Raw genomic sequence first — 14,124 nt, 5'->3', positions numbered from 1 at the left:
CCAGGGACTAGGAGAACATTTTCATGGCTGCACCCAAGGCCGCCGCGCGCAAGCCGCGCCGCAAGGAAAAGAAGAACATCGCGCTGGGCCAGGCCCACATCAAGTCGACGTTCAACAACACCATCGTTTCTATCACCGACCCGTCCGGCGCCGTCATCGCCTGGGCATCGTCGGGTGGCGTGGGCTTCAAGGGCTCCCGCAAGTCGACCCCGTACGCCGCCGGCATGGCAGCCGAGTCCGCAGCCCGTCAGGCCGCGGAGCACGGTGTCAAGAAGGTCGACGTCCTCGTGAAGGGTCCGGGCTCCGGCCGCGAGACGGCGATCCGCTCGCTGCAGGCCGCCGGCCTCGAGGTGGGTTCGATCCAGGACGTCACTCCGCAGGCGCACAACGGTTGCCGCCCGCCGAAGCGTCGCCGCGTCTGATACGCGCTTCGAGCCGCTCGGCCCTCCATGGTCCGAGCGGCTCGACGCCCGCGTACGGGCATCGACTTCCACAACTCAAGACCTCACCCCACCACATGTCATATAGCGGGCATGTGATCGAAAGGAACACAGAGTGCTTATTGCACAGCGTCCCACACTGACCGAGGAAAAGATCGTCGAGAACCGTAGCCGGTTCATCATCGAGCCTCTGGAGCCCGGCTTCGGTTACACGATCGGCAACGCGCTGCGCCGCAGCCTGCTGTCGTCGATCCCCGGTGCTGCTGTCACCAGCGTTCGCATCGACGGCGTGCTGCACGAGTTCAGCACCATCCCCGGCGTGAAGGAGGATGTCACCGAGATCATCCTCAACATCAAGCAGCTCGTCGTCTCCTCGGAGCGCGATGAGCCCATCACCGCGTACCTGCGCAAGACCGGAGCGGGCGAAGTCACCGCCGCCGACATCTCGGCTCCGGCCGGTGTCGAGGTACACAACCCCGAGCTGGTCATCGCGACGCTCAACGACACCGCGAAGTTCGAGCTCGAGCTCACGATCGAGCGTGGCCGTGGCTACGTCTCCGCGACGCAGAACCGCAACGAGTACGCCGAGGCCGGTCAGATCCCGATCGACTCGATCTACTCGCCGGTCCTCAAGGTCAGCTACCGCGTCGACGCGACCCGTGCCGGGGAGCGCACCGACTTCGACAAGCTCGTCCTGGACGTCGAGACCAAGTCGGCGATCAGCCCCCGCGACGCTGTCGCTTCGGCTGCCAAGACGCTCACCGAGCTGTTCGGTCTCGCCCGCGAGCTGAACGTCGAGGCCGAGGGCATCGAGATCGGCCCGGCGCCGGTGGAGGCTGTGAACTCCAGCGAGCTGTCGATGCCGATCGAGGACCTCGACCTGTCGGTCCGCTCGTACAACTGCCTGAAGCGTGAGGGCATCAACACCGTTTCTGAGCTCGTCGCCCTGTCGGAGACGCAGCTCATGAACATCCGCAATTTCGGCCAGAAGTCGGTCGACGAGGTGCGCGACAAGCTCATCTCGCTCGGTCTGTCGCTCAAGGATTCGGTGCCCGGTTTCGACGGCTCCCACTTCTACGGCGGCAGCGAAGACGAGTCCTTCTGATACCCGACCTTTCTGACCAGGAGTTAGACGATTATGCCCAAGCCCACTAAGGGTCCCCGCCTCGGAGGCGGCCCCGCACACGAGCGCCTCATGCTTGCCAACCTCGCGGCGGCGCTCTACACCCACAAGTCGATCAAGACGACCGAGACCAAGGCGAAGCGCCTTCGTCCCCTCGCTGAGCGTCTGATCACGTTCGCCAAGCGTGGCGACCTGCACGCGCGTCGTCGCGTGCTGTCGGTCATCGGTGACAAGGAAGTCGTGCACATCCTTTTCTCCGAGATCGCGCCGCTCGTCGCCGAGCGTGAGGGTGGCTACACCCGCATCACGAAGGTCGGCAACCGTAAGGGCGACAACGCTCCGATGGCCGTGATCGAGCTCGTCCTCGAGCCCGTCACCCCGAAGGCGAAGTCGACCAAGAAGGCCGCTGCGCCGAAGGCCGAAAAGGTCGAGGAGCCGGCTGAGGTCGTCGAGGAGACTCCCGCTGAGGAGGCTCCCGCGGAGGACGCCGCCGACGCCGGTGCCGAGTCGCAGGCCGAGGGCGAAGCCGCTGAGGCTGCCGCCGAGGACGCCGTCGAGAAGAAGTCCGAGTAAGCACTTCGCTCACGAAGAAGCCCGCCGCCCCATTCGGGGTGGCGGGCTTCTTCGTTTCCGGGCCGGTCAGCGTGCACGCAGATCCTTGCGGAGGATCTTTCCGGAGCTCGATTTCGGGATCACCTCGATGAACTCGACCTGTCGCACCTTCTCGTGCGGCGCGACGTGGGCGCTGACATGCGCCATCACGGCCTCCGCATCGAGGTCGGCGTCCGGCTGTCGAACCACGAAGGCCTTCGGGACCTCCTGACCGTCGGCGTCGAGCGCGCCGATGACGGCAGCATCGGCGATGGCGGGATGCTCGAGTAGCACCGCCTCGAGGACGGCCGGTGCGACCTGGTAGCCCTTGTACTTGATGAGTTCCTTCAGCCGGTCGACGATGCGGTAGATGCCGTCCTGGGTGACGGTCGCGACGTCTCCGGTGTGCAGCCAGCCCTCGGCGTCGAGCATCTCGGCCGTGGCGTCGGGGCGGTTGAGGTAGCCGACCATCACTTGCGGTCCGCGCACCCACAGCTCACCCGGCTCGCTGGCACCCTCGGCCGGTACGGCCACGTCCTCGCCGGAGTCCGGATCGACCAGGCGTGCTTCGGTGTTGGGCACGAGTGGGCCGATGGCGGAACGATCGATGTCGTCACGGGTCTCGGAGATGAGGTTCACCGCCGGACTCGTCTCGGTCATGCCGTAGCCCTGCGTGACGGTGCAGCCGAGCCGGCTCGCCACCGCCGAGGCCAGGGCCCCGTCGAGCGGGGCGGCTCCGGAGAAGATCACCTTCACGGCGGAGAGGTCGTACTGGTCGACGATCGGATGCTTCGCCAGCGCGACCGCGATCGGGGGAGCGACGAACACCCAGGTCGTCCGGTGTTCCGCGATGATGCGGAGGAACTCCGGCAGGTCGAACCTGGGCATCGTGACGAGGCCCGCGCGCTGCCGTAGCGCGAAGTTGAGCAGCACCGTCATTCCGTAGATGTGGAAGAAGGGGAGCACGGCCAGCACGCGATCGCTGGCCTCGACGCCCAGGACCGGACGGCACTGCGACACGTTGGCGACGAGGTTCCGGTGGGTGAGCATGACACCCTTCGGGCGACCGGTCGTGCCGGAGGAGTACGGCAGCACGGCCAGGTGCGTCGCCGGGTCGAACGACACGTCCGGCGCCGAGTGGCCTTCGCCCAGCAGCGCTGGAAGCGACGGGTGCCCCTCGGCGCCGTCGAGCACGATGAGGTGGTCGGCCGCGAAACCGAGCTTCTCCGCGGCAGCCGAGGCACCGGGCAGCAGCGGAGACACCGTCACGAGCCACGTCGCCCCGGCGTCGGTGAGCTGATTCGCGATCTCCTCTGCGGTGTAGAGGGAGTTGATCGTCGTCGCGGTCGCTCCGGCGCGCAGGATGCCGTGGAACACCGTGGCGAACGCGGGGACGTTGGGGCAGAGGACTCCGATCGTGGTCCCGACACCGACTCCGCGAGCGGCGAGGGCACCGGCGAAGAGGTCGATCTGGCCTACGAGCTGTCGGTAGGTGGTGGTCGCCCCGCTCACTCCGTCGACGAGAGCGATCGTGTCGAGCTCCTCCTCGCCGAGACCTCCGAAGAGGAATTCGTGGATGGAGACCTCGGGGATCTCCACATCGGGGTAGGTGCTGCGAACCATGAGATCTCCTTCGATCCTGGGTGTGCTGACGGCGTCGTCGAGTGCGATCCAGTGTCGCATACAACGGCACTGCGTCCCAGGGGAAGATTCAGATCGTCCCGTTCATGCGGTAGCGCGTGCCGGGGCGGCCCTTGGTCGCGTAGTCGAGTGCGCGGACCGCGCGTCCGGAGCTCGCGAGATGCTCGAGGTAGCGTCGTGCGCTCACCCGCGAGATGTCGAGATCCGCGCCGATCTCGGTGGCGGATGCGTCGGGACGCGCAGCGAGGGCGGCGGACACCCGGTCGAGCGTCTCGGCGCTGAGCCCCTTGGGGATGCCGAAGCGCTGACGGAAGGCGATGATCGCATCGGCCGCCTCGACTCTGCGCACGACATCGTGGAGCTCGGTGTGGTCGCGCAGCAGCAGCGTCGCCCCGATCCCGCCGTCCTCGCCCTCGCTGCCGGTGCTGCGGGCGACCAGCACGTGGGAGCCGACGATCACCGGCCGTCCGGCGGACTCGCCCTCGCGCAGCACCGTGGTCAGCTCTTCGCCGAGCACGTCGGCAGCGGGGGAGCCGTCGAGTTCGGCGGCATCGCGGTCGAGGAACCGCGCCGCTGCGTCGTTGACGAGCGTGATCCGGCCCTCGTCGTCGACGGTGATCACGCCCTCGCTGAGGCCGTGCAGCGTCGTCTCCTGATTCTTCACGAGTGCCGCGATCTGGTGGGGTTCGAGACGGTAGATGCGCCGTCGGATGACCGAGGTGACCCACGCGGATCCGAAGACCCCGAGAACCGCCGCGGCGAGCATGGCGGAGATCAGCCAGGCGAGGTTGGATGTGAACTCCTCATTCAGCTCGGATTCGAGGATGCCGACGGACGCCGTGCCGATCACCTCGTCGCGGTCGTCGCGGATGGGCACCTTGACTCGCCAGGACGTGCCCAGCGTTCCTGTCTGCGTGCCGACGTACACCTCGCCGGAGAGGGGGATGGAGGGGTCGGTGGAGACGGTCTCTCCGATGCGGTCCGGATTCGGGTGGGAGTAGCGGATGCCCTCCTCGTTGGCGACCACCACGTAGGCGAGATCGGACGCCTCGCGGATGACCTCGGCGATGGGCTGGATCGCCGTCGACGGCTCGATGTCGTCGAACGCGGCGAGGACGGCGGGGAGGGCGGCGATCGACTGGGCGACGGCCTGCATCCGGTCCTTGTAGGCCTCGCGGAGCGCCTGCTCCTGGAACGTCCCGGCGACGATGCCGGTCGCGAGGGTCACCAGGAACACGATCAGCGCCTGCAGCACGAGCAGCTGCATGCGGAGCGTCATCTTCGAGGCCACCTGACCATTGTCGCCCCAGACGGCGGACCGTGCGAGCGGGGGACGGCACTGTCCCCGACCAATAGTTTCGAAACTCCGACCAATGGTTTCCGAAGCTTGAGCGAGGGCTCTCCGGCTCGCAAGGTGGACGCACAGCACCACGAACGCTCAAGGAGGAGCGCACATGAAGCACGCACGCATCGGAGTCCTGGCCGCCATGGCGGTGGCCGCACTCACCCTCACGTCCTGCGCCGGAGGCAGCGCACCGACGGACGGCGGCGGCGGTGGGGACGCCGAGGCCGCTGCGGTCACCGACGTCTCGATCGTGGTCCCGGCCGATCCGGGCGGCGGATGGGACCAGACCGGTCGTGCGCTGTCCCAGGTGCTCACGGAGGACGACATCGTCAGCTCTGCACCCGTCACGAACGTCGGTGGAGCCGGCGGCACCGTGGGCCTGGCGCAGCTGGCCAACGAGAAGAACCCGAACACGCTCATGGTGATGGGCCTCGTGATGGTCGGGGCCGTCGAGACGAACGCCTCGGCCGTGCGCATCGAGGACACGACACCGATCGCCCGGCTCACGGATGAACCCCTCGTCGTGGTGGTCCCCGCCGACTCGAAGTACGACACGCTCGAGGACCTCGTGGAGGACATCGTCGACAACGGGCAGTCGGTCACCATCACCGGCGGGTCGGCGGGCGGCGCCGACCACATCCTCGCCGGGCTCATGCTCGAAGAAGCGGGCCTCGACGAAGCGGAGATCGCCGAGAAGCTCAACTACACCCCCAACTCCGGTGGCGGTGAGGCAGTGCCGCTGCTGATCGGCGGAAAGGTGTCCGCGGGCATCTCGGGCGTGGGCGAGTTCGCCCAGCATGTCGAGAGCGGTGCGCTCAAGGCGCTCGCCGTATCCAGCGAGGAGCCGGTCGAACAGCTCCCCGACGTCCCGACCATCACCGAAGAGGGGTACGACGTCGTCCTTACCAACTGGCGTGGTGTGATCGCCCCCGGAGGCATCTCCGACGGCGCCAAGGACGAGCTCGTGCGCGTGATCACCGAGCTGCACGAATCGGCGGCGTGGACCGAACAGCTGGAGACGAAGGGCTGGACCGACGCCTTTCTGGTCGGGGACGAGTTCGACGAGTTCCTCACGGGCAACATCGAGGAGGTCACGGCGACGCTGAAGAACATCGGGCTGGTGCAGTGACATGAAGGTCCCCCTCGGCGAGCTCGTGTTCGCCGGCATCATGGTCGCGCTCGGCGTCTTCGCCGTCGTCGGCATCTTCCTGATCCATGTCCCCGTCGGTATGAAGGCCGGCCCGACCGTGTTCCCGATCTTCGTGTCGGTCATCCTGCTCGCCTCTGCAGTCGCCGTGCTGATCGGCGTGCTGCGCGGTGAGCGCGGCGGTGCCGAGGAGGCGGAGGACGTCGACACCACACTGCCGACCGACTGGGTGACGCTCGCCAAGCTGGTGGGTCTGGTGGTCGCGCACCTCCTGCTGATCGAGCCGCTCGGCTGGGCGCCGGCCGCCGCACTCCTGTTCGGCGGTGTCGCCTGGTCCCTCGCCGCGAAGCGCTGGTGGATGGCCTTCCTGATCGGGATCGTCGTCGCGGTCGTGATCCAGATCGCCTTCGGTGGTCTGCTCGGTCTCTCGCTCCCGTGGGGTCCTGCCCTCGGCTGGCTCGGAAGGATGTTCTGATGGACAGCTGGACGCTGCTCCTCGAAGGCTTCGCGACGGCGCTGCAACCCGAATACCTCGCCTTCGCTTTCCTCGGCGTCTTCGTCGGTACCGCGGTCGGGGTGCTGCCGGGGATCGGCCCCGCCATGACGGTCGCCCTGCTGCTTCCCCTGACGTACACGCTGGACCCCGCGGCGGCGCTGATCACCTTCGCGGGCATCTACTACGGCGGCATGTACGGCGGCTCGACGACGAGCATCCTGCTCAACACCCCGGGGGAGTCGGCGTCGATCGTCACCGCGATCGAAGGCAACAGGATGGCCAGGATGGGGCGGGGCGCAGCCGCACTCGCCACGGCGGCCATCGGCTCGTTCATCGCCGGCACGCTCGCCACGTTGGGGTTGACCCTGCTGGCGCCGCTGCTCGCACAGTTCGCGGTGAACCTCGGACCGGCCGACTACGTCGCCCTCATCGTCATCGCGTTCGTCACGGTGGGTGCGCTGATCGGCAGCTCGATCTCCCGGGGGATGCTCTCGCTCGGCGTCGGGCTGTTCCTCGGACTCGTCGGCACCGACTGGCTCTCGGGGCAGCAGCGCTACACGCTGGGGATCCCGGCGCTGTCCGACGGCGTCGACATCGTGCTGGTCGCGGTCGGACTGTTCGCCGTGGGGGAGACGTTCTACATCGCCGCGCGGCTGCGTCACGGCGGCGTCGACGTCATCCCCGTCACCCGGGGCTGGCGTCATGGATGACGAAGGCGGACTGGCGCCGGTCGTGGAAGCCGTGGCTGCGAGGAACGGCGATCGGCTTCCCGATCGGCACGATCCCCGCCGGCGGTGCGGACGTCGCCACGTTCCTCTCGTACGCGACCGAACGCAAGCTGTCGAAGCACCGCGAGGAGTTCGGACGAGGTGCCATCGAGGGCGTCGCCGGTCCGGAGTCCGCGAACAACGCGGCTGCCGCCGGTGTGCTCGTGCCTCTGCTCACACTCGGGCTGCCGACGACCGCGACCGCGGCGATCATCCTCACGGCGTTCCAGTCGTACGGCATCCAACCGGGACCCCTGCTGTTCGAGAACCAGTCGAACCTGGTGTGGGCGCTGATCGCGAGCCTCTACATCGGCAACGTCATCCTGATCGTGCTCAACCTGCCGCTCGTGGGCATGTGGGTGAAGCTGCTGCAGATCCCGCGGCCGTACCTGTACGCGGGGATCCTGCTGTTCGCCGTCTTCGGGGCGTACGCGCTGCACAGCTCCCCGACCGACATCCTGATCCTGCTCATCGTCGGCATCCTCGGATACTTCATGCGCCGGTACGGATACCCGGTGGCGCCGCTGGTGGTCGGGATGATCCTGGGGCCGATGGCCGAGGAGCAGCTGCGCAAGGCGTTGCAGCTGAGCCAGGGAGACCTGAGCACGTTGGTGATGCAGCCGTTCGCAGCCATCGCCTACGGGGTGCTCGCTCTGCTGATCATCGGTGGGCTGTGGTTGCGTCGGCGGCAGCGTCGCTACGAGCAGGCGCTCACCGAGTCGATCGCCGTGCCGATCAAGGCGGACTCGGAGGTCTGAGTTCGGGACGGGAGGAGGCCGGGAGTAGGCTGATCCGGTGAGTGACGTACAGGCCAGGGCACGAGGGCCTCGCGCCTACATCACGTTCATCGGGATCGGCCTTCTCGCCGGTCTCCTCTCCGGCCTCTTCGGCGTCGGCGGCGGCACGGTCATCGTCCCGCTGCTGGTCCTTCTGCTCCACTTCGACCAGCGCCTCGCGGCCGGAACCTCGCTCGCGGCGATCGTCCCGACGGCCAGCGTCGGCGTCATCTCATACGCCACGACCGGATCCGTCGCCTGGATCCCCGCCATCATCCTCGCGGCCGGGGCCGTGCTCGGCGCGCAGATCGGTACGCGCCTGCTGCCGCGCATCTCGCAGACAGCCCTGCGCTGGGGCTTCGTCGGCTTCCTCCTCGTCGTGATCGTCAGTCTCTTCCTCGTCATCCCCTCGCGCGACGCCGCGTTCGAGCTCACCTGGCTGACCGGAATCGCCCTGGTCGGCGTCGGCATCGGCACCGGCATCCTCGCCGGTCTGATCGGGGTGGGTGGCGGCGTCATCGTCGTCCCCGTGCTGATGCTCGCCTTCGGCACCAGCGACCTCGTCGCGAAGGGCACCTCGCTGCTCATGATGATCCCGACGGCGATCTCGGGCACGGTGGGGAATCTGCGCAACCGCAATGTCGACCTGCTCGCCGCGCTGCTCATCGGCGTCTCCGCGTGCACCACGACCGCGCTCGGGGCGTGGCTGGCGACGATCGTCGATCCGACCCTCGGCAACATGCTGTTCGCGGCATATCTCGTGGTGATCGCCGTGCAGATGGCGATCAAGGCGGTCAGAGGACGTAAGCGCGCCTGACCGAGAGGTGGCCTCGGTAGGATCGAGGGGTGGCAGTGAACCAAGAACTGGTCGGCCGGGAGTTCCCGCCGACGGCCCCGTACCTCGTCGGCCGTGAGAAGGTGCGCGAGTTCGCGCGTGCCGTCTTCGCCGACGCTCCGCAGCACACCGACGTCAAGGCGGCCCGCGCGGCGGGCTTCTCCGACGTGGTGGCGCCGCCGACCTTCGCGATGGTCATCCAGGACCTCACGCTCCAGCAGCTGTTGGGGCAGGAGGACTCGGGCATCGTACTCGCGCGCACCATCCACGCGGAGCAGCGCTTCACGTACACGCGGCCCATCGTCGCGGGCGACGAGCTCACCGCACAGCTGCGCGTGACCGGCATCCGGATGATGGGGGGCAACGCGATGATCACCAGCGAGGCGGAGATCACCGACCCCGCGGGTGCCCACGTCGTGACCGCGACCAGCGTGCTGCTGGTCGGCGCGGACAGCACGGATGAAGGGGAGGCCGTCTGATGGGCTACGCCGTCGGAGACGTGATCGCCGAGCGCACCGTGCACCTCACCCGCGAATCGCTCGTGCGCTATGCGGGAGCATCCGGAGACTTCAACCCCATCCACTACCGCGACGATGTGGCCGCGTCCGTCGGGCTCCCGGGCGTCCTCGCCCACGGCATGCTCACGATGGGCATCGCGTCCTCGGTCGTCGTCGCAGCCCTCGACCCCGCGACGCGGATCCTCGACTACGGCGTGCGCTTCACCAAGCCGGTCGTCGTCGACCCGGTCGACGGTGCGGACGTGAAGGTCGTCGCGACCGTCGGTGCGGTCGACGAGCAGGTCGCACGCATCGACCTCAAGGTCACGTTCGGCGAGACCACCGTGCTCGTCAAGGCGCAGCTGCGCGTCGCCGTCTGATGAGGGCGGTCTGATGCGGGAGATCGAGCCGGTTCGTCTGGCGGAGCTGACGACGCTCCGCACGGGCGCAGCGCCGGAGCGGATGTTCGAGGCGACGACGACCGAGGGTCTCGTCGAGTCCCTTCGTGAGACGTGGGCGCGCGGCGACGAGTGGTTCGTCCTCGGCGGCGGCTCCAACCTGTTCGTCGGCGACGAGCCCTTCGAAGGCACCGTGATCCGAGTGCGTACGGAGGGCATCGAAGAGCTCCCCTCCCCGCACCCGGGTCGCATCCGTCTGCGCGCGCAGGCCGGACACGGCTGGGACGACCTGGTCGCCTACGCGGTGGCCCGCGGCTACGCGGGACTTGAGGCGATGAGCGGAATCCCGGGCACCGTCGGCGCCGCCCCCGTGCAGAACATCGGCGCGTACGGGCAGGAGATCCAGGAGACGCTGGTCGAGGTCGAGTTGATCGACGAGTCGACTGGCGAGATCTCGACCGTTCCAGCGGCCGACCTGGGCCTCGGCTTCCGTACTTCGGTGCTCAAGCATCACCACGGAAGCGCGCCGCAGCGTCGCGCCGTGATCCTCACGGTGACCGTCGACCTGCTGATCGCCGGGGAGCGCGTGGTCCGCGGCGAGCAGTTGCGGCGTGCGCTCGGGCTCGTCGACGAGACGCCGGTCCCGCTCAGCTGGGTCAGGGAGCGGATCCTCGCCACCCGTGCGTCGAAGGGGATGATCCTGGACGATGCGGATCCTGACACGCACGGCGTCGGATCCTTCTTCCAGAACGCCATCGTGACCGCGGCGGTGGCCAGGTCGCTGCCGCCCGAGTGCCCGCGCTGGCCGGTCGCCCCGGACCTCGATGCGGTGACCGTGATCCCCCTCGCCGCCTACGACGGGCAGGTTCCGCCGTCGAAGCCCGCGACCGTCTCCGACGTCAAGGTGAGCGCGGCCTGGCTGATCGAACAGGCCGGCATCCGCAAGGGGTTCAAGCTCCCGCGCTCACGCGCATCGGTGTCGACGAAGCACGCGCTCGCCCTGACCAACCGGGGTGGTGCGACGGCGGCAGAGGTCTCCGAGCTCGCACGGTTCATCCAGAGCAGGGTGCACGCCGAGTTCGGTCTCGTGCTGCAGCCGGAGCCCGTGCTGGTGGGCGTCGACCTGTAGGACCTCGACGGTCGCGGATACACTCGCGGCATGAGCGGACTGATCCCGTACCTGCTGTTCCCCGGCAACGCCGCAGAGGCGCTCCATCACTACCAGGGCGTGTTCGGGGGTGATCTGCAGCTGTTCGACTACGCCGCAGCCGGGCGTCATGACGGCCCGGGCGATGCGGTCGCGCACGGGCAGCTGAGCGGACTCGTCGAGCTCGCCGGCGCGGATGCCGGTGCCGATGACGACGCCGTCCAGATGGGCGGCATGTTCCTGTCGCTCCTCGGCACGGCCGACGCTCTGACCCTCACCGAGTGGTTCGACAAGCTCGCCGCCGACGGGCGAGTGCTCGACGCCTTGCAGAAGCGCCCCTGGGGTGACTACGACGGCACGCTCGTCGACCGCTACGGCATCCGCTGGCTGATCGGCTTCCATCCCGAGGACTGACCGCCGAGACCCCCGCCACACGTCGAAGCCCCCTCGCAGCGCCGCGGCTGCGAGGGGGTCTCGGCGGTCAGCGGGGGTCTCGGCCGACGGAGCGGGACCGGACGGAGCGGGACCGCGTCAGGCGAACAGGCGCTGGAGGCGCTGTACGCCCTCGAGCAGCTGGTCGTCGCCGAGCGCATAGGACATGCGGATGTAGCCGGAGGGACCGAAGGCCTCGCCGGGCACGACCGCGACCTCGGCCTCGTCGAGGATGAGGTCGGCGAGCTCGAGCGAGGTGGTCGGCGTGACGCCGCGCCAGGTCCGACCGAGCAGGCCCTGCACGTCGGGGTAGACGTAGAACGCGCCGAGGGGGTTCGGGACGACGAGGCCGTCGATCTTCGACAGCTCCGACACGATGAGGCGACGGCGGCGGTCGAAGGCCTCGCGGAACTGCTCGGCTTCGGTCTGCGGACCGTTGAGCGCGGCGATGGCAGCCTTCTGCGCGACGTTGTTCACGTTGCTGGTGAGGTGCGACTGCAGGTTCCCGGCGATCTTGATGGCGTCGGTCGGGCCGACCATCCAGCCCACCCTCCACCCGGTCATGGCGTAGGTCTTCGCGACCCCGTTGACGAGGATCGTCTGACCGGCGACCTCGGGCACCGCCTCGACGATCGAGGTGGCCTTGACGCCTTCATAGGTGAGGTTCTGATAGATCTCGTCGCTGATGATCCAGATGCCGTGCTCGAGCGCCCACTGTCCGATGGCACGCGTCTCCTTCGCGGTGTACACCGATCCGGTCGGGTTCGACGGCGACACGAAGACGAGCACGGTGGTTCGTGCGGTGCGCGCGGCCTCGAGCTGCTCGACCGTGACCTTGTAGTCCTGGTCGGCGCCGGCGAAGACCTCGACCGGGGTGCCGTCGGCGAGACGGATGGCCTCGGGGTACGTGGTCCAGTACGGCGCGGGGAGCAGCACCTCGTCGCCGGGGTTCACGACGGCCTGGAACGCCTGGTAGACGGACTGCTTGCCACCGTTCGTGACGATGACCTGGCTGGGGGAAACCTCCAGGCCGGAGTCGCGCAGGGTCTTCGCGGCGATCGCCTCACGCAGCGCAGGCAAGCCGGGAGCGGGCGTGTACCGGTAGCTCGCGGGGTCGGCGAGTGCCTCCGCGGCGGCGTCCACGATGAACTGCGGCGTCGCGAAATCGGGCTCGCCTGCGGCGTAGGAGATGACGTCCTTGCCCTCGGCCTTGAGGGCCTTGGCCTTGGCGTCGACCTTGAGGGTCGCGGATTCGGCGATGGCGGACAGCTTGCGGGAGAGAGGAGCGCGTTCGGTCACGACTACGAGCGTACTCGGGTCGATGCGGCGCGCGAGGTGTGGGATGTCGCCAAGATCCGAGGTTCTTTCGGGTCTGGAAGGTCAGTCCGTCGGGAAGCCGTGCGCCTGCGCGACGGCGGGGAGGGTGATGTGCCCGTTCTGGACGTTCAGTCCCTTCGCGAGCGCGGCATCCTCGGACGCGGCACGCTCCCAGCCCTTGCCGGCGATCGCCGAGACGTAGGGCAGCGTCGCGTTGGTCAGCGCACGGGTCGCGGTCGCGGGAACCGCGCCGGGCATGTTCGCGACGCAGTAGTAGATCGAGTCATGGACGGCGAACGTGGGGTCGTCGTGAGTGGTCGGGCGCGAGCCTTCGAAGCATCCGCCCTGATCGATCGCGATGTCGACGAGCACGGATCCCGGCTTCATCGCGGCGACCATGTCGTCGGTGACGAGTTTGGGGGCAGCGGCGCCGGGGATCAGCACGGAGCCGATCACGAGGTCGGCGGTCCTGAGCTCTTCGGCGATGTCGTAGCGGCTCGAGGCGCGGGTCTCCAGCGCGCCGCCGTAGCGGTGCTCGAGCTCGCGCAGGCGCGGGAGGGAGACATCGATCACGGTCACGTTCGAGCCGAGTCCGAGGGCGTTCGCGGCGGCATGCTCACCGGCGACGCCGCCTCCGATCACGACGGTCTTGGCGCGAGGGGTGCCGGCGATGCCACCGAGGAGCATTCCGCGACCACCTTGCGAGCGGAGCAGCGAGTGCGAGCCCATGACCACGGAGAGTCGTCCGGCGATCTCGCTCATCGGCACGAGCAGCGGCAGGCTGCGGTCGGGCAGCTGCACGGTCTCGTAGGCGACGGCCGTCGTCCCGGCATCCACGAGCGCGGTGGTCAGCGCGCGGTCGGCGGCGAGGTGGAGGTAGGTGAAGAGCGTGAGGTCGGGCCGCAGGAAGCCGTACTCCTGGGCGATCGGCTCCTTGACCTTGATCAGCAGATCGGCTTCGCCCCAGGCCTCGGCGGCGGTCGCGACGATCTCGGCGCCGGCGGCGCGGTAGGTCTCGTCCGTGATGCCGGAGCCGAGCCCTGCGCCGGTCTGCACGAGCACGCGGTGGCCTTCGTGGACCAGCCGATCGGCGCCGGCCGGGGTGAGGGCGACGCGGTTCTCGTTGTTCTTGACCTCGGTGGGGACGCCGATCTTCATTGATCCTCCAGGGG

Annotated in this window: 14 protein-coding genes and 1 pseudogene; 11 read left to right on the top strand and 4 right to left on the bottom strand. The window is 68.5% G+C overall.

Annotated elements, in window-relative coordinates; translation table 11 throughout:
• Positions 1-23 precede the first annotated feature (23 nt).
• The 3 genes from rpsK (at position 24) to rplQ (ending at position 2,136) form a co-directional block, all read left to right on the top strand.
• Positions 24-422 (top strand): 30S ribosomal protein S11, encoded by a 399-nt coding sequence (rpsK, locus tag LRQ07_RS13670; RefSeq protein WP_017829189.1) that lies wholly within the window; start codon positions 24-26, stop codon positions 420-422.
• 133 nt (positions 423-555) lie between these two features.
• Entirely contained in the window at positions 556-1,545 is a 990-nt protein-coding gene (locus LRQ07_RS13665) for a DNA-directed RNA polymerase subunit alpha (RefSeq protein ID WP_047524097.1), read from the top strand.
• A gap of 33 nt (positions 1,546-1,578) precedes the next feature.
• On the top strand, positions 1,579-2,136 hold the full coding sequence (rplQ, locus tag LRQ07_RS13660; RefSeq protein WP_153242811.1) for a 50S ribosomal protein L17: 558 nt from the start codon (positions 1,579-1,581) through the stop codon (positions 2,134-2,136).
• 66 nt (positions 2,137-2,202) lie between these two features.
• Here rplQ and LRQ07_RS13655 read toward each other — a convergent pair whose 3' ends face one another.
• Positions 2,203-3,777: an AMP-binding protein gene (locus LRQ07_RS13655; protein WP_256534923.1), complete on the bottom strand. Its 1,575-nt coding sequence runs from the start codon at positions 3,775-3,777 to the stop codon at positions 2,203-2,205.
• An 88-nt stretch (positions 3,778-3,865) separates the two neighbouring features.
• Entirely contained in the window at positions 3,866-5,086 is a 1,221-nt protein-coding gene (locus LRQ07_RS13650; RefSeq protein WP_256534922.1) for a PAS domain-containing protein, read from the bottom strand.
• Positions 5,087-5,249: 163 nt separating this feature from the next.
• Between LRQ07_RS13650 and LRQ07_RS13645 the strand changes: the two genes are divergently transcribed.
• The 8 genes and pseudogenes from LRQ07_RS13645 (at position 5,250) to LRQ07_RS13610 (ending at position 11,617) form a co-directional block, all read left to right on the top strand.
• Positions 5,250-6,269, top strand: a complete 1,020-nt coding sequence (locus LRQ07_RS13645) for a Bug family tripartite tricarboxylate transporter substrate binding protein (RefSeq protein WP_256534921.1) — start codon at positions 5,250-5,252, stop codon at positions 6,267-6,269.
• Position 6,270: 1 nt separating this feature from the next.
• A complete protein-coding gene (locus LRQ07_RS13640) occupies positions 6,271-6,762 on the top strand; it encodes a tripartite tricarboxylate transporter TctB family protein (RefSeq protein WP_256534920.1) in 492 nt (163 codons plus the stop codon).
• Positions 6,762-8,308, top strand: a pseudogene (locus LRQ07_RS13635) (tripartite tricarboxylate transporter permease). Before LRQ07_RS13640 ends, LRQ07_RS13635 begins: the two are co-directional and overlap by 1 nt.
• Positions 8,309-8,345: 37 nt before the next feature.
• Positions 8,346-9,143 carry a sulfite exporter TauE/SafE family protein gene (locus tag LRQ07_RS13630; RefSeq protein ID WP_047524847.1) on the top strand — a complete coding sequence of 266 codons (798 nt, stop codon included), beginning with the start codon at positions 8,346-8,348 and terminating at the stop codon, positions 9,141-9,143.
• A 29-nt stretch (positions 9,144-9,172) separates the two neighbouring features.
• Positions 9,173-9,640 carry a MaoC family dehydratase N-terminal domain-containing protein gene (locus LRQ07_RS13625; protein ID WP_047524846.1) on the top strand — a complete coding sequence of 156 codons (468 nt, stop codon included), beginning with the start codon at positions 9,173-9,175 and terminating at the stop codon, positions 9,638-9,640.
• Positions 9,640-10,038 (top strand): MaoC/PaaZ C-terminal domain-containing protein, encoded by a 399-nt coding sequence (locus LRQ07_RS13620; RefSeq protein ID WP_256534919.1) that lies wholly within the window; start codon positions 9,640-9,642, stop codon positions 10,036-10,038. Before LRQ07_RS13625 ends, LRQ07_RS13620 begins: the two co-directional genes overlap by 1 nt.
• Positions 10,039-10,051: 13 nt before the next feature.
• Entirely contained in the window at positions 10,052-11,185 is a 1,134-nt protein-coding gene (locus LRQ07_RS13615; protein ID WP_256534918.1) for a UDP-N-acetylmuramate dehydrogenase, read from the top strand.
• Positions 11,186-11,215: 30 nt separating this feature from the next.
• Positions 11,216-11,617, top strand: coding sequence for a VOC family protein (locus LRQ07_RS13610; protein ID WP_047524843.1), 402 nt, complete (start codon positions 11,216-11,218; stop codon positions 11,615-11,617).
• Positions 11,618-11,734: 117 nt separating this feature from the next.
• Here LRQ07_RS13610 and LRQ07_RS13605 read toward each other — a convergent pair whose 3' ends face one another.
• Positions 11,735-12,934: a pyridoxal phosphate-dependent aminotransferase gene (locus LRQ07_RS13605; RefSeq protein ID WP_131492341.1), complete on the bottom strand. Its 1,200-nt coding sequence runs from the start codon at positions 12,932-12,934 to the stop codon at positions 11,735-11,737.
• Between the two features lie 81 nt (positions 12,935-13,015).
• Entirely contained in the window at positions 13,016-14,110 is a 1,095-nt protein-coding gene (ald, locus tag LRQ07_RS13600; RefSeq protein WP_256534917.1) for an alanine dehydrogenase, read from the bottom strand.
• Between the last annotated feature and the right edge of the window lie 14 nt (positions 14,111-14,124).

The sequence above is a fragment of the Microbacterium sp. J1-1 genome, from assembly GCF_024498615.1.
Classification (GTDB): Bacteria; Actinomycetota; Actinomycetes; order Actinomycetales; family Microbacteriaceae; genus Microbacterium; species Microbacterium aurugineum.
Note: the sequence above shows the minus strand (reverse complement) of the source record. Positions and strands in the feature narration are given on the sequence as shown.

Bases quoted from the DNA above. Each gene is read 5' to 3' on its own strand.
- LRQ07_RS13610 (WP_047524843.1), top strand. From the start codon at position 11,216: ATGAGCGGACTGATCCCGTACCTGCTGTTCCCCGGCAACGCCGCAGAG.
- LRQ07_RS13655 (WP_256534923.1), bottom strand. From the start codon at position 3,777: ATGGTTCGCAGCACCTACCCCGATGTGGAGATCCCCGAGGTCTCCATC.
- LRQ07_RS13620 (WP_256534919.1), top strand. From the start codon at position 9,640: ATGGGCTACGCCGTCGGAGACGTGATCGCCGAGCGCACCGTGCACCTC.
- LRQ07_RS13615 (WP_256534918.1), top strand. From the start codon at position 10,052: ATGCGGGAGATCGAGCCGGTTCGTCTGGCGGAGCTGACGACGCTCCGC.
- LRQ07_RS13645 (WP_256534921.1), top strand. From the start codon at position 5,250: ATGAAGCACGCACGCATCGGAGTCCTGGCCGCCATGGCGGTGGCCGCA.
- rplQ (WP_153242811.1), top strand. From the start codon at position 1,579: ATGCCCAAGCCCACTAAGGGTCCCCGCCTCGGAGGCGGCCCCGCACAC.
- ald (WP_256534917.1), bottom strand. From the start codon at position 14,110: ATGAAGATCGGCGTCCCCACCGAGGTCAAGAACAACGAGAACCGCGTC.
- LRQ07_RS13640 (WP_256534920.1), top strand. From the start codon at position 6,271: ATGAAGGTCCCCCTCGGCGAGCTCGTGTTCGCCGGCATCATGGTCGCG.
- rpsK (WP_017829189.1), top strand. From the start codon at position 24: ATGGCTGCACCCAAGGCCGCCGCGCGCAAGCCGCGCCGCAAGGAAAAG.